General features: G+C 64.6%; 21 protein-coding genes. 11 read left to right on the top strand and 10 right to left on the bottom strand.

Features of this window, described 5'->3' with window-relative positions; translation table 11 throughout:
* Positions 1-247: 247 nt before the first annotated feature.
* Positions 248-1,738 carry a methyl-accepting chemotaxis protein gene (locus AC066Y_RS18625; RefSeq protein ID WP_478275156.1) on the top strand — a complete coding sequence of 497 codons (1,491 nt, stop codon included), beginning with the start codon at positions 248-250 and terminating at the stop codon, positions 1,736-1,738.
* 23 nt (positions 1,739-1,761) lie between these two features.
* Here AC066Y_RS18625 and AC066Y_RS18620 read toward each other — a convergent pair whose 3' ends face one another.
* From AC066Y_RS18620 to AC066Y_RS18600, 5 genes are read right to left on the bottom strand one after another with little or no spacing between them, the layout of a single operon-like run.
* Positions 1,762-2,907: an acyl-CoA dehydrogenase family protein gene (locus tag AC066Y_RS18620; RefSeq protein WP_478275155.1), complete on the bottom strand. Its 1,146-nt coding sequence runs from the start codon at positions 2,905-2,907 to the stop codon at positions 1,762-1,764.
* 12 nt (positions 2,908-2,919) lie between these two features.
* Entirely contained in the window at positions 2,920-3,747 is an 828-nt protein-coding gene (locus tag AC066Y_RS18615) for an SDR family NAD(P)-dependent oxidoreductase (protein WP_478275154.1), read from the bottom strand.
* Positions 3,748-3,755: 8 nt separating this feature from the next.
* Positions 3,756-4,163, bottom strand: a complete 408-nt coding sequence (locus AC066Y_RS18610) for a MaoC family dehydratase (RefSeq protein WP_478275153.1) — start codon at positions 4,161-4,163, stop codon at positions 3,756-3,758.
* Entirely contained in the window at positions 4,160-4,591 is a 432-nt protein-coding gene (locus AC066Y_RS18605; protein WP_478275152.1) for a MaoC family dehydratase N-terminal domain-containing protein, read from the bottom strand. The genes AC066Y_RS18610 and AC066Y_RS18605 overlap by 4 nt, the downstream gene beginning before the upstream one ends.
* A gap of 7 nt (positions 4,592-4,598) precedes the next feature.
* A complete protein-coding gene (locus AC066Y_RS18600; RefSeq protein ID WP_478275151.1) occupies positions 4,599-5,783 on the bottom strand; it encodes a lipid-transfer protein in 1,185 nt (394 codons plus the stop codon).
* A 94-nt stretch (positions 5,784-5,877) separates the two neighbouring features.
* On the opposite strand from AC066Y_RS18600, the gene AC066Y_RS18595 reads away from it, so the two are divergent.
* The 3 genes from AC066Y_RS18595 (at position 5,878) to AC066Y_RS18585 (ending at position 8,964) form a co-directional block, all read left to right on the top strand.
* Positions 5,878-6,702, top strand: a complete 825-nt coding sequence (locus AC066Y_RS18595; protein ID WP_478275150.1) for a TetR/AcrR family transcriptional regulator — start codon at positions 5,878-5,880, stop codon at positions 6,700-6,702.
* On the top strand, positions 6,632-8,188 hold the full coding sequence (locus AC066Y_RS18590; protein ID WP_478275149.1) for an acyl-CoA synthetase: 1,557 nt from the start codon (positions 6,632-6,634) through the stop codon (positions 8,186-8,188). The genes AC066Y_RS18595 and AC066Y_RS18590 overlap by 71 nt, the downstream gene beginning before the upstream one ends.
* 182 nt (positions 8,189-8,370) lie before the next feature.
* The gene (locus AC066Y_RS18585; RefSeq protein WP_478275148.1) at positions 8,371-8,964 is read left to right on the top strand and encodes a DUF2889 domain-containing protein; all 594 of its coding nucleotides are present in this window, start codon (positions 8,371-8,373) and stop codon (positions 8,962-8,964) included.
* 33 nt (positions 8,965-8,997) lie between these two features.
* Here the strand turns inward: AC066Y_RS18585 and pdxR are convergent, their stop codons facing one another.
* A complete protein-coding gene (pdxR, locus tag AC066Y_RS18580) occupies positions 8,998-10,422 on the bottom strand; it encodes a MocR-like pyridoxine biosynthesis transcription factor PdxR (RefSeq protein ID WP_478275147.1) in 1,425 nt (474 codons plus the stop codon).
* Positions 10,423-10,511: 89 nt separating this feature from the next.
* Here pdxR and AC066Y_RS18575 point away from each other — a divergent pair, with 89 nt between their 5' ends.
* The 5 genes from AC066Y_RS18575 to AC066Y_RS18555 all read left to right on the top strand — a co-directional run bounded on the left by AC066Y_RS18575 (position 10,512) and on the right by AC066Y_RS18555 (position 13,835).
* Positions 10,512-10,937: a cupin domain-containing protein gene (locus AC066Y_RS18575; RefSeq protein WP_478275146.1), complete on the top strand. Its 426-nt coding sequence runs from the start codon at positions 10,512-10,514 to the stop codon at positions 10,935-10,937.
* Between the two features lie 10 nt (positions 10,938-10,947).
* Positions 10,948-11,409: a carboxymuconolactone decarboxylase family protein gene (locus AC066Y_RS18570; RefSeq protein ID WP_478275145.1), complete on the top strand. Its 462-nt coding sequence runs from the start codon at positions 10,948-10,950 to the stop codon at positions 11,407-11,409.
* 35 nt (positions 11,410-11,444) lie between these two features.
* Entirely contained in the window at positions 11,445-12,080 is a 636-nt protein-coding gene (locus AC066Y_RS18565; RefSeq protein WP_478275144.1) for an HD domain-containing protein, read from the top strand.
* Between the two features lie 159 nt (positions 12,081-12,239).
* A complete protein-coding gene (locus AC066Y_RS18560; protein WP_478275143.1) occupies positions 12,240-12,791 on the top strand; it encodes a GrpB family protein in 552 nt (183 codons plus the stop codon).
* Between the two features lie 126 nt (positions 12,792-12,917).
* Positions 12,918-13,835, top strand: a complete 918-nt coding sequence (locus tag AC066Y_RS18555) for a DMT family transporter (protein WP_478275142.1) — start codon at positions 12,918-12,920, stop codon at positions 13,833-13,835.
* 61 nt (positions 13,836-13,896) lie between these two features.
* On the opposite strand, the gene AC066Y_RS18550 is transcribed toward AC066Y_RS18555, so the two are convergent.
* Entirely contained in the window at positions 13,897-14,724 is an 828-nt protein-coding gene (locus tag AC066Y_RS18550) for an SDR family NAD(P)-dependent oxidoreductase (RefSeq protein WP_478275319.1), read from the bottom strand.
* A gap of 344 nt (positions 14,725-15,068) precedes the next feature.
* Here AC066Y_RS18550 and AC066Y_RS18545 point away from each other — a divergent pair, with 344 nt between their 5' ends.
* Positions 15,069-15,353 (top strand): hypothetical protein, encoded by a 285-nt coding sequence (locus AC066Y_RS18545; protein ID WP_478275141.1) that lies wholly within the window; start codon positions 15,069-15,071, stop codon positions 15,351-15,353.
* A 283-nt stretch (positions 15,354-15,636) separates the two neighbouring features.
* On the top strand, positions 15,637-16,257 hold the full coding sequence (locus AC066Y_RS18540) for a TerC family protein (protein ID WP_092127228.1): 621 nt from the start codon (positions 15,637-15,639) through the stop codon (positions 16,255-16,257).
* A 185-nt stretch (positions 16,258-16,442) separates the two neighbouring features.
* Here AC066Y_RS18540 and AC066Y_RS18535 read toward each other — a convergent pair whose 3' ends face one another.
* From AC066Y_RS18535 to AC066Y_RS18525, 3 genes are all read right to left on the bottom strand, one after another.
* Positions 16,443-17,162 (bottom strand): RraA family protein, encoded by a 720-nt coding sequence (locus AC066Y_RS18535; protein WP_478275140.1) that lies wholly within the window; start codon positions 17,160-17,162, stop codon positions 16,443-16,445.
* 269 nt (positions 17,163-17,431) lie between these two features.
* A complete protein-coding gene (pssA, locus tag AC066Y_RS18530) occupies positions 17,432-18,310 on the bottom strand; it encodes a CDP-diacylglycerol--serine O-phosphatidyltransferase (protein ID WP_478275139.1) in 879 nt (292 codons plus the stop codon).
* Positions 18,311-18,389: 79 nt separating this feature from the next.
* Complete coding sequence (locus AC066Y_RS18525; RefSeq protein WP_092127222.1) at positions 18,390-19,088, bottom strand: phosphatidylserine decarboxylase; 699 nt, start codon at positions 19,086-19,088, stop codon at positions 18,390-18,392.
* Between the last annotated feature and the right edge of the window lie 118 nt (positions 19,089-19,206).

Below are 19,206 nucleotides of genomic sequence, written 5' to 3'. Positions count from 1 at the left end.
AATCGCAGTCTGGCGCGTCGATTTCGGCTGCACTCATTGCACGCATCGCCCGTTCGGTTTTGCGCGATCGCGCGCGACACGCTGCACGCACTTCTTGATGGAACTCGAATCGCCTACGGTTTCGTGCAGTCACAAATTGTAAATCGTGTATCGCACCTGCCCGCCGTCCTGCGGCGGAAAGTGATCTGCTGCCGAGCAGGGTGCATCCATTCAGTTCACCAATTAATATCAATGCTGGAGGCAATGCATGTTGGGGATGAAGAGCGTCGCAAGCGTGGTCGGCTCGGACAGTTCTTACCGGCTGTTCGACGACATGCCGATCAGTGTCATGCTCTGCGAGCTGGACAATTTCAGGATCACCTACATCAACGAGTCGACGCGGCAGAATCTGAAAAAGATCGAGCATGTTCTGCCGGTGAAAGTCGACGCGCTGATCGGACAATCGATCGACATCTTTCACAAGAACCCGCAGCATCAGCGCCGGCTCTTGTCCGATCCGAAGAACCTGCCGCACAAGGCGCGCATCACCATCGGCGGCGAGACGCTCGATCTCACCGTGACGGCGATGACCAATTCGCGCGGCCGCTACAGCGGACCGATGCTGACCTGGGAGCTCGCGACCGAGAAGGCGCGGCTTGAACTCCAGACCGAGCGGCTGTTGCAGATGCTCGACAACATGCCGATCAACATCATGATGTGCGATACCGATTTCAACATCACCTACATCAACCAGACCAGCCTCAAGACGCTCGACACCGTGAAGCACCTGCTTCCGGTAGCGCCGGACAAGATCCTCGGCAACTCGTTCGACATCTTCCACAAGAACCCGGCGCATCAGCGTCGCATCGTCGGCGATCCCAAGAACCTGCCGCACGCGGCCAAGATCAAGCTCGGCCCGGAAACGCTCGACCTGCGGGTTTCCGGGCTGACCGACAAGCGCGGCAACTATACCGGCGCGATGCTGAGCTGGTCGGTTGTCACGGGCAATGTGAAGCTCGCCGACGATTTCGAGAAGGACGTGAAGGGCCTTGCCGGGATGCTGGCATCGGCCTCGACGCAAATGCAGGGTACCGCGCGATCGCTGACGACAACAGCCGAATTCGTCAATCAGCGCTCGGCGAGTGCGGCGTCCGCCTCCGAAGAGCTGTCGTCCTCGGTCAACGAGATCAGCCGCCAGGTGTCCGAAGCGAGCCGCATCGCCCGCATGGCGGTCGAGGAAGCCGAGAAGTCCGACAGACTGGTCGCGGGCCTCGTGACCATGGCGCAGAAGATCGGCGACGTCGTCGCGCTGATCAGCCAGATCGCCGGCCAGACCAACCTGCTGGCGCTCAACGCCACGATCGAGTCCGCGCGGGCCGGCGAGGCCGGACGCGGATTTGCCGTCGTCGCATCCGAGGTGAAGGCGCTGGCCAACCAGACCGCCAAGGCCACGGAAGACATCTCGGCGCAGATCAACGAGATGCAGACCGCGACCGGCAACACCGCCACGGCGCTGAAGTCGATCTCGCAGGTCATCGTCCAGATCAGCGAGATCTCGACTGTGATCGCCAGCGCCGTCGAGGAGCAGGCTGCGGCCACCAAGGAGGTCACCGCCAACATCAACGGAACCACCAAGGCGATCGACGATGCGAGCAAGGCCGCCGAGAACGTTCTGGCGGCCTCCGGAGAGCTCGCCAGCAACGCGTCCGAGCTGGAAGTTCAGGTCGACAAGTTCCTCAAGAACGTGCGCGCGATGTAATGCGGCGACGTCGCGCGCTTGCCCTACAGCGAGCGCGCGATCAAAACCTTCATGATCTCGTTGGTGCCGCCATAGATCTTCTGGATGCGGGAATCGATGAACATGCGCGAGATCGGGTATTCCTGCATGTAGCCATAGCCGCCGTGCAGCTGCAGGCATTCGTCGGCGGTTTCGACCTGCTTCTGCGAGCACCACCATTTCGCCATCGAGGCCGTCACGGTGTCGAGGTCGCCGGCGACCAGGCGTTCGACGCACCAGTCGACGAACACGCGGGCGATCATCGCCTCGGTCTTGCGCTCGGCGAGCGTGAACGCGGTGTTCTGGAATTCGATCAGCGGCTTGCCGAAGGCGGTGCGCGCCTTGGTGTATTCGGCGGTGATCTTGACCGCGCGCTCCATCGAAGCGACCGCCCCGATCGCGAGCGACAGCCGCTCCTGCGGCAATTGCTGCATCAGCTGGACGAAGCCGTTGCCCTCCTCATTGCCGAGCAGGTTTTCCGGCGGCACCGTGACATTGTCGAAGAACAGCTCCGAGGTGTCGGACGCGTGCAGGCCGATCTTGTCGAGGTTGCGGCCGCGCCGGTAGCCCTCAGCGCCGGCGGTTTCAACGACGATCAGCGAGATGCCTTTCGCGCCCGGCGCTCCGGTGCGCGCCACCACGATGACGAGATCGGCGGCCTGGCCGTTGGTAATAAATGTCTTCTGGCCGTTGATGACGTAGGAATTGCCCTGCTTCTTCGCCGTGGTCTTGACGGCCTGCAGGTCGGAGCCGGTGCCGGGCTCGGTCATCGCGATGGCGCCGACGATCTCGCCCGACGCTATCTTCGGGAGCCAGCGCTGCTTCTGCTCCTCCGAGCCGTAGTTGACGATGTAGTGCGCGACGATCGCGCTGTGCACGGAAACGCCGGTGGTCAGTTCCGGCACCGTGCTCTCGAGGTCATCGAGCACGGCGGCGTCATAGGCGAAGCTGGCCCCGAGGCCGCCATAGGCCTCCGGCACGCTCGGCAGCAGCGCGCCCATCTCGCCGAGCGCGCGCCAGGCGGAGCGGTCGACCAGCTTCTGCTCGCGCCATTTCTCCGCATGCGGCGCCAGATCCTTGGCGAGGAATTTGCGGAACTGGTCACGGAAGGTGTCCAGCTCATCGGTCATCCAGGACGATCGGTAGTGCATCATTCCCTCGCGCTAAATCAAGAGACCGCCGCCGGCGACGATCACCTGACCACTGATGTAGTTCGATTCCGGTGCGCAGAACAGATAGACCGCGTCCGCCGCCTCTTCCGGCGTGCCGCCGCGGCCGAGCGGGATCATCCGGCCCATCGCCTCCAGCATCTGCGGCTGGACGCCGACCTTGATGTCGCGGCCGGCGACGTCGATGGTCTTCTGCTGGCTCTCGATCGGCTGGGTCAGGCGGGTGTTGATCAGGCCGAATGCCACGCAGTTGACGTTGACCTTGTAGCGCCCCCACTCCTTGCACATCGTGCGCGTCAGCCCGATCAGCGCCGCCTTTGCCGAGGAATAGCTCGCCTGCCCGGCATTGCCATAGAGGCCCGCGATCGAGGAGATGTTGACGACCTTGCGGAACACCTCGCGGCCGGCCTCGGCCTCCTTCTTCGCCATCACCCGGATCGGCTCGGACGCTGCGCGCAGAATCCGGAACGGGGCAACGAGATGGACGTCGAGCATCGCCTGGAACTGCTCGTCCGACATCTTCTGGATCGTCGAGTCCCAAGTGTAGCCTGCATTGTTGACGATGATGTCGAGGCCGCCGAACTGCTCGATCGCGCTACCTACGAAACGATCGGCAAAGCCCGCGTCGACGACGCTGCCATTGACCGCGATCGCCTCGCCACCCATGGCCTTGATTTCGGCGACGACGGCGTTGCCCGGCTCGGCGTCGAGGTCGTTGACCACGACCTTCGCGCCCTCGCTCGCGAGCTTCAGCGCAATCGCGCGCCCGATGCCGCGGCCCGATCCAGAGACCAGCGCGACTTTGCCTTGCAGTTTCGACATGATCTCTCCTACAGCGCGATAACGGCTTCCCCAGCGAGCTTGACCTCGCCGGTCTGATCCTTCGTCGTCAGCGCGAGTTTTGCCCGTTTCTCGCCGCCCTGCTCGATCAGCTCCGTCACTGTGCCCTCGCAGGTCAGCTGGGCGCCGAGTTGGGTGATCGCGGCAAAGCGGGTCGAGAACGAGCGGATGCGCGACGGGCCGACTGCGTCCGTCAACGCCTGGCCGAGATAGCCCATCACGAGCATGCCGTGCGCGAACACGTCCGGGAAGCCGGCCTGCTTGGCGAAGTCGATATCGACATGGATCGGGTTGTGATCGCCGGAAGCGCCGCAATACAGCGCGAGGCGATGCCGGGTGATCGGCGGAAATTCCTTGTGGACGATGCGGTCGCCGACCGACGGGATGCTGCTGCTCATGACGGCCTCGCATTGCGCACCACGATGGTGCGCGAGGTATCGGCGACATGGACGCCGGCCTGGTTGGTGACCGCGGTCTCGACCACGATCAGCGTCATCACCCCGCCCTTCTTGTCGGTCACGCTGGTGACGCGCGGCCGGAACGTCAGGGTGTCGCCGATGACAACGGGCGCGTGATAGTCGAAGCGCTGCTCGCCATGCAGCACGCGGGCGAGATCGATGCCGAGCGCGGTCAGGAACTCGAACGCATCAGGCGCATCCATCATCTCCAGGCAAAACAAATAGGTCGGCGGCACCGGCGCCGCCGTCCCGTTGCGATAGACCGGATTGGTCTCGCCCAGCGTGTCGAGGAAGAAGCGCAGGCGCCCCGGCTCGACGCGCGCAGTCACGGGCGTAAACGTACGCCCGACGGCGGATTGATCGACCATGGCGGCCTCAGGCGCGTTCGTAGAGCGTCACGACGCAGGCGCCGCCGAGGCCGAGATTGTGCTGCAGCCCGAGCCGCGCACCCTCCACTTGCGTCGCAGCGGCGGTGCCGCGCAGCTGCCGCGTCAGCTCGTAGCACTGCGCAAGCCCGGTGGCGCCGAGCGGATGGCCCTTCGACAACAGCCCGCCGGACGGATTGGTGACGATCCTGCCGCCGTAGGTGTTGTCGCCGTCGTCGATGAATTTCGCGGCCTCGCCCTCGCCGCACAGGCCGAGCCCTTCATAGGTGATCAGCTCATTATGGGCGAAGCAATCGTGCAGCTCGACGACGTCGAGATCATCAGGTCCGATACCGGCCGCCTCATAGACCTTCTTCGCGGCATCACGCGCCATGTCGTAGCCGACCACCTGCATCATGTCCGACGCACCGAAGGTCGAGGGCGTATCGGTCGTCATTGCCTGCGCGGCGATGCGGACGCTCTTGTTGAGGCCATGCCGGTCGGCGAACTTCTCCGAGACCAGGATCGCGGCGGCGCCGCCGCAGGTCGGCGGGCATGCCATCAGCCGCGTCATCACGCCGGGCCAGATCACCTGGTCGTTCATCACGTCGTCGGCGGTGACTTCCTTGCGGAACAGCGCCAGCGGATTGTTCTTGGCATGACGGCTCGCCTTGGCGCGCACTTTTGCAAAGGCGGACAGTGGCGTGCCGTACTTGTTCATGTGGCTCAAACCCGCACCGCCGAAATAGCGCAGCGCCAGCGGCACGCCGGGCGCATCGACCAATTTGTCGGCGGCCGCATCGAAATCGTCGAACGCGCTGGGGCGGTCGGTGAACACGGCGCCCAACGCGCCGGGCTTCATCTGCTCGAAGCCGAGCGCCATCACGCAATCGGCCGCGCCCGACTCGATTGCCTGCCGCGCCAGGAACAGCGCGGTCGAGCCGGTCGAGCAGTTGTTGTTGACATTGACGATCGGGATGCCGGTCATGCCGACCGGATAGAGCGCGCGCTGCCCGCAGGTGGAGTCGCCATAGACATAGCCGACATAGGCCTGCTGCACACGGCCGTAATCGAGCCCGGCATCAGTGAGCGCGAGCTTCGCCGCTTCGGCGCCCATCACATGATACGGCGCGTTGGCGCCGGGCTTGACGAACGGGATCATGCCGACCCCGGCAACATAGGTGCGTGACGTCATCGCGTGTCCTCCCGGAAATTACCCACTGGACTATTTATTACCCATGGGTAATATACGGGCACCCTTCCGGAGTCAATGCGACAACAGCCACGCGATGGACGCCCGCTTCCCCCCTTCCAACACCGAGTCGCCCTGGCTGCCGTTCGAGAGCCGGCGCCGCGCCCGCGACGAGAAGCGCGAGGCGGTGCTGCGCGCCGCCGTGCAGCTGTTCCTCGAACAGGGCTATCACCGCGCCACGCTGAACGACGTCGCCAAGCGGCTCAACATCACCAAGCCCGCGCTCTACAATTACTTCCGCGGCAAGGACGAGATCCTGTTCGAGTGCTGGTCGATCGGCCATGAACTCGTCGACGAATGCATTGCCGAGACCTCGGCCGGCGGCGGCAGCGGCCTCGACAAGCTGCGCAAGCTCACCATCCGCTACGCCGAGCTGATGACGACGGACTACGGCAAGAGCCTGGTCCGCTTCGATCTCCGCGATCTCAGCGAGCATAACCGCAAGATCGTGCAGACCGCGAAGCGGCGGATCGACCGCGCCTTCCGCGACTATATCGCTGCCGGCATAGAGGACGGTTCGGTGAAACCCTGCGACCCGAAGCTCGCGGCGTTCGCCATCGCCGGTTCGCTGAACTGGATCGGCCACTGGTTCCAGCCCGGCGGCGAGCTGACCGGACACGCCGTCGCCGAAGAATTCGCGATCCGCCTCACCGAAGGCATCGCCAAAACAACAACGCAAATGACATCAACGCGCGAGACAACAACGCGCAAAGCAGCCGTTCCGGCTGCAGCGAAGGCGGACAAACCGCCTCGCAAGGGAAACGTCGGAAACGCATCAAGGGAGGACGGGAGTGAACATCACACACGGGCTGCGGCGGGCGCCGCAGGTCAATCCAAACGGGCTCGCGGTCGTCTGCGGTGAGCGGCGGCGCAGCTGGCGGGAGGTCGGCACCCGCGTCGCCCGCCTCGCCGCCGCGATCCGCTCGCTTGGCGCAGGCAACGGCGACCGCGTCGCAATCCTGTCGCTGAACTCCGACCGCTATCTCGAGCTGTACCTCGCGGTCGGCTGGGCCGGCGCCGTGATCGTGCCGCTCAACATCCGCTGGTCTCCGATTGAGAACGAAGATGCGCTGCGCGACTGTCGCGCAACGATCCTGTTCGTCGACAAGGCGTTCGCGCCGGTCGGCGTAGCGCTCGCCAAGACCATCGCCGGATTGAAGTTGATCTATGCCGACGAAGGCGAGACGCCCGCCGGCATGGAGAATTACGAGACGCTGATCGCGCGCAGCGATCCTATACCGGACGCGATGCGCACCCGCGACGATCTCGCCGGTATCTTCTACACCGGCGGCACCACCGGCCGCTCCAAGGGCGTGATGCTGAGCCACGGCAATCTGATGGCCAATGCGCTGAATGCGCTCGGCGAAGGCCTGTGGCCGGGCACCTCGATCTACCTGCATGCGGCGCCGATGTTCCACCTCGCCAATGGCGCGGCGATGTATTCGGTGCTGCTGTCCGGCGGATCCAATGTCGTGATCCAGGGCTTTACGCCCGACGGCGTCGCAAGCGCCGTGCAGAAGGAACGCATCACCGACGTGCTGCTGGTGCCGACCATGATCCAGATGTTCGTCGATCACCCGACGCTCGGCACCTACGACCTGTCGTCCCTGAAGCGGATCGCCTACGGCGCCTCCGTCATCAGCGACGCCGTGCTGATGCGCGCCATAAAGGCGCTGCCGCATGTCGAGTTCACCCAGGCCTATGGCATGACCGAGCTGTCGCCGATCGCCACCCTGCTGCACTGGAAGGAGCATATCGGCGACGGCCGCGCCAAGGGACGGCACCGCGGCGCCGGCCGCGCCACGCTCGGCGCCGAGGTCAAGATCGTCGATGCGGAGGACAAGGTCGTGCCGACGGGCACCGTCGGCGAGATCGCGGTGCGCGGCGATATGGTGATGATGGGCTATTGGGAGCGGCCCGAGGAGACCGCGCGCGCCGTGATCGACGGCTGGATGCACACCGGCGACGGCGGCTACATGGACGAGGACGGCTTCCTCTACGTGGTCGACCGCGTCAAGGACATGATCATCTCCGGCGGCGAGAACGTCTATTCGGCCGAGGTCGAGAACGCGCTGGCCCAGCATCCGGCGGTGGCGCAATGCGCCGTGATCGGCATCCCGAGCGAGCGCTGGGGCGAGCAGGTCCACGCCGTCGTGGTGATGAAGAGCGGCGCCAGCGCCACGCCGGAAGAGCTGATGGAGCACTGCAAGACGCTGATCGCCGGCTACAAATGCCCGCGCAGCGTCGACATCACGGCAACTCCGCTGCCGCTCTCCGGCGCCGGCAAGATCCTGAAGCGCGAGCTGCGCAAGCCGTATTGGGAGAACCGCGAGCGGCGCGTCAGCTGATCGCAAGAACCGTACGGCGGGTTAGCCGAAGGCGTAACCCGCCATCCTGGCCGCGTGCGAGACGGCGGGTTACGCTTCGCTAACCCGCCCTACGCAATACATGGCGCCGCGCAGACAGCGGCCGTTGACATCGGAGCTTGCCGCCGATTGGATCAATTCGAGATTCAATCCAGCGAGTTCCGATGTCCACACCTGATACCAACGCCGACGGCAAGCCTCGCCGCCTGATGCACCGCCGCTCCGTCGAATGTCTCGGCTATCTCCGTGACGACGGGCTGTGGGAAGTCGAGGCGCGACTGGTCGATACCAAACCCTATCCGCGGCACGACAAGCATCGCGGCCTGCAGCAGCCCGACGATCCCGTGCACGACATCAGGCTGCGGCTCGCGGTCGACGACACCTTCACGATCCGCGAGACCGGGACCACGATGGCCTCGACGCCCTACCCGTCCTGCCTCGACGTCGAAGGCATCCTGCAGCGCCTGGTCGGCGAACGCATCGGCAAGGGCTGGCGCGAGTTGGTCCGCCGCAAGATCGGCAGGCTGGAGACCTGCACCCATCTCGCCGAGCTGCTCGGCCCGGCGGTGACGACGCTGTTCCAGACCGCGACCTCCGGCAAGGACCCGCAGGGCCGCGGCGCGCTCGATCACCAGCAGGGCGCCACCGAACCGCCGTTCTTCGTCGGCGGCTGCTATTCGTGGCGGCTGGATGGTCCCGTCGTGGCCGAGACATTTCCGCAGTTCGCAACAACGCCTGCCGAGGTGAAGCAGGATTGATGAGATTTGTTTGGCTTCAGCGGACACACAGCTTTACCCCGGCGCGGCTGGGGCGAGCCCATCGATGATGCTGAAGAGCCGGTCGCAGGAAGCCTCAATTGTCTTTTGCGGAGATGTGGCGATGCCGAGCAGCAGACCGGATCGCACTGGCGGCTTGGACGCATACCAGAGCGACAGAGGCGTGGGCGCCAACCCGAACGATGCCATTGCCCTGGCGATCGAGAGGTCGGAGCTCCCGTCCGGCAGGCGCAGGATTGCGGCCAGTCCACCGATCGTCACGTTGTTGGTCCGGGCTCGCAGGCATTTGAGCAACGCGTCGGCTTGCGCTGCATAGACCCGCTTCGTGCGGCGAAGGTGCCGAAGATAGTGACCGTCCCGCACGAACTCGGCGGTCGCGAGTTGCACAGCGGGCCCGGGCGCCGGCGCAAGACACGCAGCAGCTTCGGCAAACCGCGGCGCCAGAGATGGCGGCGCAACGACGAAGCCCAACCGCAAGGCCGGGGTCAAGGTCTTGCTGAACGATCCGATGTGAATGACACGCCCGGCGCGATCGAGCGAAGCGAGCGCCGCCGTGGCCCTGCCCTTCAACTGAAGCTCGCTCAGATAGTCATCCTCGATCACCCACACCCGCTCCTGCGCGGCCCAGTCGAGCAGGCGCGAGCGTCTGGCAAGCGAGAGCGTGAAGCCGAGCGGTGCCTGTTGTCCGGGAGTTACGACCACCAGTGCGGCGCCAGGGGCGTGTTCCAGGCCGTAACTGACGTCGATGCCGTCAGCATCAATCGGGATCGGTGCAATCGACAACCGTGCAACCTCGAGGCCGTGCCGGGTAAAGGGAAAGCCCGGATCCTCCATCCAGACTTTCTTCTGTTCGAGGCCGAGAACACGGAGTGTCAGCCCAAGGCCGCTGCTGAAACCTCCTGTGATGAAGACCTGGGAGGCCGTGCACGCGATCCCGCGCGCCAACGCAAGGTACGCCGCGATCTCGCGCCGCAATTCCAATTCGCCACGCGGATCCGGGTATAGGGCCGGCGCGCTCATTCCTGCGCGAACCGCCTGCGTGTGGATCCTCGAGAATAATTTGGCCGGAAATGTCGCCTGCGCCGGTACGCCCATCTGGAAAATGGCAGGCCCCGCAGTGAGCTCCTGGTACATCTCCATGAACGAGCCGTGGTCGGGCGCCTCTTCCTGTACAATTGTGCGGGAAGAAGGCCGATCCGCGACATGCGTTCCGGTCGCGCGTGACGCGACGATCAGCTGCGCAGAGGAAAGCCTCTCGTAGGCAGCGCGCACGGTGCCTCGCGCAACGCCAAGCTGAGCCGCGAGGTCCTGCCAGGAAGGCAGACGCGCGCCGGGGGCGAGCACGCCGCTCTCGATAGCGGCGCCGATTCCTCTGCGTATCTGCTCCGCCAGTGGTGTCTTCGCGGATCGATCCAGTTCCAGTCGCAAGGGCCCGGCCATAGCCCCTGGTACACGATTTTTGCCGGTTCTTGGTACTTTTTTATGGACTAGAGCGGAGGCACCTATGGGCGGAAAGGAGAGCACCGACCATGCAAATACCCTCCATCCTCGCCGCCTGTGCCGCCCTCGCCATCGCCGCGGCAACGCCTGCCTTCGCCGATGAAACGGGCCAGACGGTCACGCCGACCTTCCAGCAGCCGATCACCAACATTCCGGGCAAGTCGCTGATCGCTGTCGTCGTCGACTATGCGCCGGGCGCAGCGTCGCCTCCGCATGTCCACGCCAAGTCGGCTTTCATCTTCGGCTACGTGTTGTCTGGCGAAATTGAATCGCAGGTCAATGACGGACCGACGCGAGTCTATCGCACCGGCGAAAGCTTCTACGAGACGCCGGGTTCCCGCCATCCCGTCAGCCGCAATGCCAGCAAGACCACGCCCGCAAAGCTGCTTGCCGTGTTCGTCGTCGACACCGACGACAAGCAACTGACCACTCCCGTCAATAAGAACGATCGTTAAGGAGCCCATCATGAGCATGCGTCTCGATTACAACCGCATTGCACCGGCCGGCGTCAAAGCCCTGGGCGGAGTCTACGGCTATGTCTTGCAGAGCAACCTGCCCGCCACGCTGATCACTCTCGTCTATCTGCGCGTATCCCAGATCAACAACTGCGCCTATTGCCTCGACATGCACACGCGCGACCTGCTCAAGAGCGGGGTGAAGACCGAAAAACTGGCACTGCTGCAGGCATGGGCGGAAGCGGGCGATCTCTTCGACGAACGCGAACGCGCTGCCCTCGCCTGGGCCGAAACGGTGACCCGCGTCGCCGATACCGGCGTGCCGGATCAGGCTTACGAGGCTGCCCGCGCGGTCTTCGATGAACGCGAGCTCGTCGACCTGACCATCGCGATCAGCCTGATGAATGCGTACAATCGCATGGCGATCAGCTTCCGGAACACCCCGCAAGCTGCGATGCGAATGCCGGCTTGATCATGATCGAAGATATGCAGAGAGGAGCCCTGCAAATGACCGATATTTCCGGCGTCAAGATTCCCGATAGCAAGCTGGCGCGGGAAGCAGCCGAGCTGGTGCGTCAGTACGAGAACGAGATGTTGTTCAACCATTCGGTTCGCGTCTATGTGTTCGGCGCCATGAAGGGAATCCGCCAGAAGCTGAAATTCGATTCCGAACTGCTCTATGTTGCGGCACTGTTCCACGATCTCGGCCTGGTCGATCACTATCACACCGAGACGAAACGGTTTGAGGTCGACGGTGCCGACGCTGCGCGCGAATTTCTCCGCGTGCGCGGCATCGCGGAACCAGAGGCCGATCTGGTGTGGGAAGCGATTGCGCTCCACACCACCCCCGGCATTCCACAATACATGCGACCGGAAATCGCGCTCACGAACGCAGGCGTTTTGGTCGATGTGGTGGGCGTTGGATATGACGACTACACGCCAGAGCAACGCCAGCAGGTGATCGCCGCATTTCCGCGCGGTGATTTCAAGAACGAGTTTCTTGAGATACAGACTTGCTCGGCCTTGAAGAAGCCCCAGACCACGTTCGGAACCGTCAATTTCGATTACATCGAAGATCGCGATCCGACATTCCGGAAACCGAATGCATGTGTTCGCATCCGCAACACTCCCTGGCAAAGCTGAGCTCTCTCGAGCCACCTGGATCAAGACCCCGCCTAAGCTGACATTCCCAGCGACGCGTGGATGTCGCCTCCTGATCCAGATGCCCGGCACGATAACCCGGTCGTGACGCCTCGGCCGCAGCCCGCGTGATACTCTGCGAAGGGCAATCAGGAGGTGAGCGTGGAGAAATACGGCGCCGGGCCGATCGTCGTCTCCGACTATGACCCCAACTGGCCCGCCTTGTTCGCGCAGGAGCGCACGCGGATCGCGCAGGCTCTCGGCGCGTTCGCATCGGCCATCGAGCATGTCGGCAGCACGGCCGTTAAAGGTCTCCCGTCGAAGCCCATCATCGACCTGCTGGTCGGCGTCCGCAGCCTCGATGAGGCCGGGCAACGTTGCATCAAGCCGCTCGAGGCGCTCGGCTACATCTACATGCCGGACTACGCGTCGTGGATCCCCGGCGAGCTGTTCTTCCGCAAGGGACCTCCGGGTCCGTGGACCCACCATCTGCATATGATGGAGCCGTCCCATCCGCGTTGGGAAGCACGCCTGGTGTTTCGCGATTATCTGCGCGCGCACCGCGAGGCGGCCCGCGCCTACGCTGACATCAAGCGGGCCCTCGCCGCCTCCTCAAAAGACGACATCGAAGCCTATCGAACCGGCAAGGATGCATTCGTCCAGGAGAACATGGCCAAGGCACGTGCATGGCGCGCCGCGGCACGAGACCAATAGCACAAGCGGACCGCGGCAAGCCTGCACGTTCGTCGCTAAAGAAGAACTTCGCAATCGGCCGCTGCGCCAAGCAGCCCTGCATCGCGATGGGTTGATCCGTCCTGCGCGCTAACGTAGTCGTCCGGCATGAACAAACATGCGGCCCGCCCCAAGATGGCGGCCCTTCCTGACAAGAAAGCCATTCTGCTCGGGGTCGCATGCGGTCTCGGCGCGGCGCTTTGCTGGGCTCTCGGCTTCGTGGCGACCCGGCACGGCCTCAAGGTCGGGTTCACGCCTGTGGACCTCTTGATGCATCGCTTCCTGTGGTCGGGCATCGTGTTCATCCCGCTCGTTGTGCGCGCCGGCCTGAAAGACCTCTGCGGCATCGGATGGGGCCGCGGCATGGCGCTGATGATGCTGGGCGGGCCGGTGATGTCGCTCATCAGCTATGCCGGCTTCGTGTTCGTGCCCCTCGGCCATGGCAGCGTGATCCAGCCTTCCTGCGCGACGCTGGGCGGACTGTTTCTGGCGGTCGTCCTGCTGAAGGAACAGATCTCGTCCTCCCGGGTCGCCGGCGCCGTCGTCATCGTGATCGGGCTTGCGGTGATCGGGAGCGAGTCGATCGGCCATATGGGATTGAGCGCAGTGATGGGCGATCTGATCTTTGTCACGACCGGATTGATGTTTGCAGGCTTCGCCACGCTGGTACGCTATTGGCGCGTGTCCGCGTTCTCGGTGGCGACCGTCATCAGCGTGCTATCGCTCTCGCTGTTTCCACTGTATGCCGCCTCAGGCGGGCTCGCGCGCGATGCGGCCATCGGCCTGGACGAGAATGCGCTGCAAGCCGTCGCCCAGGGCATCCTGGCCGGGCCCGCAGCCATGTATTTGTTCGCGCTGTCGATCCAGCGGCTCGGCGTAGCCCGCGCCGCCGTATTTCCTGCGACCGTGCCGGTGCTCACCTTGCTGCTGGGATGGCTGCTGATTGGCGAGCCGCCGACCACGCTGCAGGCGGCCGGATTGGTTACGGTATTGGCCGGGTTCTACCTCGCGCAACGCCAGAGCTAGTCTAGACGGTTTCCGGACCCGCCGACGGCCTTCGCCCAGTGGGCGCCGGCCGCGCGCCGCGTCAGGAAATCCGCAGCCCGGTGAGCGCAAGGCTCAACGCCTTGAGCCGCTTGCGCGCCTCGGCGTCATAGGCTTGCGCATGGGCACGCGCCTCGCGCTTGCCGTCGAAGAACAGCCCGCTCCTGCCGGCGACGTCGTCATCCTGGACCAGCCGCAGGATGGCGTCGCCGCCCTGCTCGACGGTCGAGATCGGCGTCGCGCCGCTGGCGCGCACCATCGTGGTGTTCATGTAGGTCGCCGGGTGCAGCGAATTGACGGTCACGCCGCTCCCTTCGAGCTCCGCGGCGAGGTCGATGGTGAACATGATCTGCGACAGCTTGCTCTGCGCATAGGCGCGGGCGCCGCTATAATTCTTCGTGATCATCACGTCGCCGAAATCGATCGGGTGCTGGCCGAGCGAGGCGACATTGACGATGCGCGCCGGCGTGCTGGCCTTGAGCCGCGGCAGCAAGAGATGCACGAGCAGGAAGCCGGCGAGATAGTTCACCGCAAAGCGCAGCTCATGGCCGTCCTTGCTGGTCTGCCGCGCCGGCCCGTCGTTCTGCGAGCCGATGCCGGCATTGCTGACCAGAACATCGAGGCGCTCCTGGTCGTCGAGCACCAGCTGGGCGAACTCGCGGACCTCGGCAAGCGAGGACAGATCAGCCTGATAGAACATCGGCTCGCGGCCGGAGACCCGCTTGATCTCGTCGGCGAGGGTCTGCGCCCGCTTGGTATCGCGGCCATGGATCAGGACCCGGGCGCCAGCGGCGGCCAGCTTCATCGCCACGTAGCGGCCGACGCCATCGGTGGAACCGGTGATCAGCACGGTCTTGCCTGCCATATTCATGGACATCGCCCTTCGCTCTTTCGCCCAGCGCTGCGACTAAAGATAAATGCACAGCCTGGACTTTGCCATGGCATGCCGCAGCGCGATCAACCCCAAAACGGCGCCGAAATGGCCGCCCACGGCCCTCGTCCGTGGCCGCAAGTGTACAGTCTGTCGCGCGGCCTGCGGTCGCGCGGCGCCGCGCCGCGCCTCAACGTGAACACGTTCTGATATCGTCGGGATGAACGACAAGGCCAGGATCGGCAAGGATCGGCAAGGGTTGGCAAGAGTCGGCAAGAATCGGAATGTCCTCGACCATTCCAGACGGGTTCTCGCGGAAGGCTCCCTCGCTGGAGCCGTTCGGCATGCTCCTGCTATTCGCGGTGCTGACCGCGCTGCCGATCATCCTGACCGTTCGTCTGGTTGAGCTTGCACTCGTGCTGCCCGCGCTCAGCCTGGTGTTGTTCGCGGAGGCAGCCATTGCCGCGCTTGCGGCGCGCGTGATCCACATGCGTGCGAGCGTGGCGAACCTCACGCTGTGGGATTTTGCCGGCGCATTCACCTTCATGGGGTGTGCGGCGGCGATCCTCGGCGAGCCGGATCAGGCGGCGCTGTTCTTCGAGGAACAGGCCGCGCTGCGTCCGGTGTAGAGCATGATCCGGAAAAGTGCGAAGCGGTTTTCCGAAAAGATCACGCTCAAATAAGAACAAAGCACGATGAATCCAATCTGATTTCATCGCGCTTTGACCGTAAATCCCAGGCCGGGCCCCTCTGGCAGCCACAAGCTGCGATGTCGGACTGGAACTCAGTTGGAGTGGCCCTGCTTCGGCCCGCGACGCGGACACGCGCCGTGGTGGGTTTGCTGTCCGCAGGACGGCAACATCCGGTTTCGTCGAAACGGTCCACTCCCCGACCTCAAGGGGAGCATTGCTCATGTCCGAACTGTTTTCACTCGACGCCCTCAGCGCGTTGCTGCAAGTCGTCGTCATCGACCTCGTGCTGGCCGGCGACAACGCCGTCGTGATCGGCCTCGCCGCGGCCGGTCTGCCGGCGAAGCAACGCGGCAAGGCGATCCTGATCGGCATCGCTGCTGCGACGCTGCTGCGCATCCTGTTCGCCCTGCTCACCACGCAATTGATGCAGATCGTCGGCCTGCTGCTGGCCGGCGGCATCCTGCTGCTATGGGTGTGCTGGAAGATGTGGCGCGAGCTACGCGCCACCGCGCATGAGACGACGGCCGAGCATGCCGCCGATGGCGCGGAGGGACAACGCAAGACGCTGTGGCAGGCCACGACCCAGATCATCGTTGCCGACGTCTCGATGTCGCTCGACAACGTGCTGGCGGTTGCGGGCGCGGCGCGCGAGCAGCCGATCGTGCTGGTGTTCGGCCTTGCGCTCTCGATCGCGATGATGGGCGCGGCCGCGACCTTCATTGCAAAACTGCTGCAGAACCACCGCTGGATCGCCTATGTCGGCCTCGCCGTGATCCTCTATGTCGCCGTCGACATGACCATTCGCGGCGCATCCGAGATCGCGAAGGTCGCGCCGGCCTGATCGCTATGAATGTCGGCGGATCTTCACCTCTCCCTTGGGAGAGGTCGGCGCGCAGCGCCGGGTGAGGGGTTACGGTCTCTCATGAGCGCCACCGCCCCTCACCCGATTTGCTGCGCAAATCGACCTCTCCCCATCGGGGAGAGGTGAACCGAGAGTTCGTCGGACGGGTTTAAACTCAAGAACGCTTAGTGGATTTCCGCCGAGCGCTTCAGTGCATCCTTCAGCTTCTCGAGCGTGAAGTCCTTGCTGCGCGCGATGTCCAGGATCGGGGTCTCGCGGCGGCCGCAGAGTTCAGCGGCCTCGGGCAGGTTTGCCGCGATCTCATAGGGGATCACGATCGCGCCGTGGCTATCGGCGTGGATCAGATCGTCGGAGCGGACCGTCATGCCGGCGACACGGACCTCGCCGCCAAAACTTTCGGCATGCACCCAGGCGTGCGACGGACCGATCGAGCCGGCCAGCGCCTGGAAGCCCGGCGCCCATTGCGGGATGTCGCGGATCGAGCCGTCGGTGATGACGCCGAGGCAGCCGAGCGCCTTGTGCACGGCGCTCTGCACCTCGCCCCAGAACGCGCCGTAGCCGACGTCGGGACCATCGATGTCCTGGATCACGGAGATGCGCGGACCAAAGCCGGTGCCGACATATTCGTAATATTCGATGCGGCGCTTCGACTGCTCCTCGGCCGAGAGGCCGGACTTCAGCACCGAGCGGATCGCGACCGTGCGCGCGTAACCGACGATCGGCGGCAACGTCGGGAACGGGCAGACCAGCGGCTTCACGGTGTAGCCGATCAGACGGCGCTCCGGCGCGACGATCTCCATCGCATTGCAGATCGTCGGCGTGTCGTAGCGCGCCAACGCCTCGAGGACGGACGCGGGCAGCGGGGCGGAAGCGGATGTCGTCACGGCGTTTCTCTCCTGATTTTTGGCGTTCGCTGGGCCGCCTCAGCCTATAGCCGAGATCGCAGGCGAACCCAACCGAGGCACGCTCATGGCTGATATTTGGGAGAAGAGGACGCAGTCACATTCCATCACCGTCACCCCCGCGCAACGGCGAAGCCGTTGTCGCTGGAGGAGCGCGGAACGCGCGTCTCGAAGGGTCGACGGCCCGGCGGGTGGCCGTGCATCCTTCGAGACGCGCTGCGCGCTCCTCAGGATGACGGATTACGCAGGCCTCAATGCAGATGCGTCGGACGATCGTCGTTGTCAGCATCCGCGACCGGTGCCGCATAAGGAGCCGCAGGTGACGCCGGCACCGGCGCGCTTGCGCCTTGCGTCTGCGCCGCAAGCTGGCGCTCCTGGTCGCGATACGATTTCCAGCCCCAGGGCAGGCTGATCAAATAGGCCACCGAACCCGCCGACAGGATGTGCCAGGGATAGCCGATCAGCAGCGCGACGAAGAACACCACCGACACGAACACCGGCAGCACCATCTCCGGCGGCACGCGCATCTTCACGGTCTTGCCGGAGAACACCGGCAGCCGCGACACCATCAGGAAGGCGATCAAGAGCGTGTAGAACGCCGTCAACGTCGCCGGCGGCATCGGCACGCCGAGGAAGGCGAGATAGATCGGCAGCAGCACCGTGATCGCACCGGCCGGCGCCGGCACACCCGTGAAGTAATTGGCGGCGAAGGCCGGCTTGTTCGGGTCGTCAATCGAGGCGTTGAAGCGCGCCAGGCGCAGGCCGCCGGAGATCGCGAACACCATCGCGGCGATCCAGCCGCCATTGTTCAATTCATGCAGCTGCCAGAAATACAGGATCAAACCTGGCGCGACGCCGAAATTGACGAAGTCGGCGAGGCTGTCGAGCTCGGCGCCGAATTTCGACTGGCCCTTGATCATGCGGGCGACGCGGCCGTCGATGCCGTCGAGGATCGCGGCGAACACGATGGCGGCAACCGCCAGCTCCATCCGCCCTTCCGTCGACAGCCGGATCGCAGTCAGGCCGGCGCAGATTGCCAGCAGCGTGATCATGTTGGGCACGAGCATCCGCACCGGGATCGGGCGGAACCGGCGGCGGCGAGACTCGGTGGAGTTGGGATCAAAGGGCATCATGGTCTTGCAATATAGCAAGCAAGGCCCGGCTCCGCCATTGGCGCCGGAACCACCTGATCGGCCTGCCGAAACAGAGTTAATCGGCGCGGTAGGTGCGGCCCGGGTCAGCGTTGCGGAAATCCGCCAGAATCGTCTCGCCGGCCACCGCGGTCTGCCCCTCGGAGACCAGCGCCTTGGTGCCCTCGGGCAGGTAGACGTCGAGCCGCGAGCCGAAGCGGATCAGGCCAAAACGCTCGCCGGCGCCGATCGATTGGCCTTCCTTGACGAAGCAGACAATGCGGCGCGCCACGAGGCCGGCGATCTGAACCACGCCGATGCGTCCGTTGGCGCCCGAGATGACCAGCGAGTTGCGCTCATTGTCCTCGCTCGCCTTGTCGAGCTCGGCATTGATGAAGGCGCCGGGCCGGTAGGCGATGCGGTCGATGCGGCCGGCCACCGGGCTGCGGTTCACATGGCAGTTGAACACGCTCATGAACACCGAGACCCGCGGCAGCGGCTTGTCGCCGAGGCCGAGCTCGGCCGGCGGCAGCGCCTGCACCACCATCGAGACGCGACCATCGGCCGGCGACACCACGATGCCGTCGCGCAGCGGCGTCACGCGGACGGGATCGCGGAAGAACAGCGCGCACCAGACCGTGAGCAGCGTCCCGATCCAGCCCAGCGGGGTCCAGATCCAGAACAGGATCAGGCTCGCCAGGGCGAAGCCACCGATGAACGGATAGCCCTCCGGGTGGATCGGCGGGATCTGCGCGCGGATGGAATTGGCGATCGACATCAGAGCTCGCTTGCGTTTCCCCGCCCCGTTTGGCGGGAGAGGCCTAAAGCGCGATGAGATGGGGTCGAAGCGTCATCGCGCTTTAGTTCATTGTTTAAGCATGATCTTTTCGGAAAAC

The sequence above is a fragment of the Bradyrhizobium sp. USDA3010 genome (assembly GCF_056429065.1).
The sequence above is the reverse complement of the archived record's forward strand: the minus strand, read 5'-3'. Positions and strand labels throughout refer to the sequence as shown.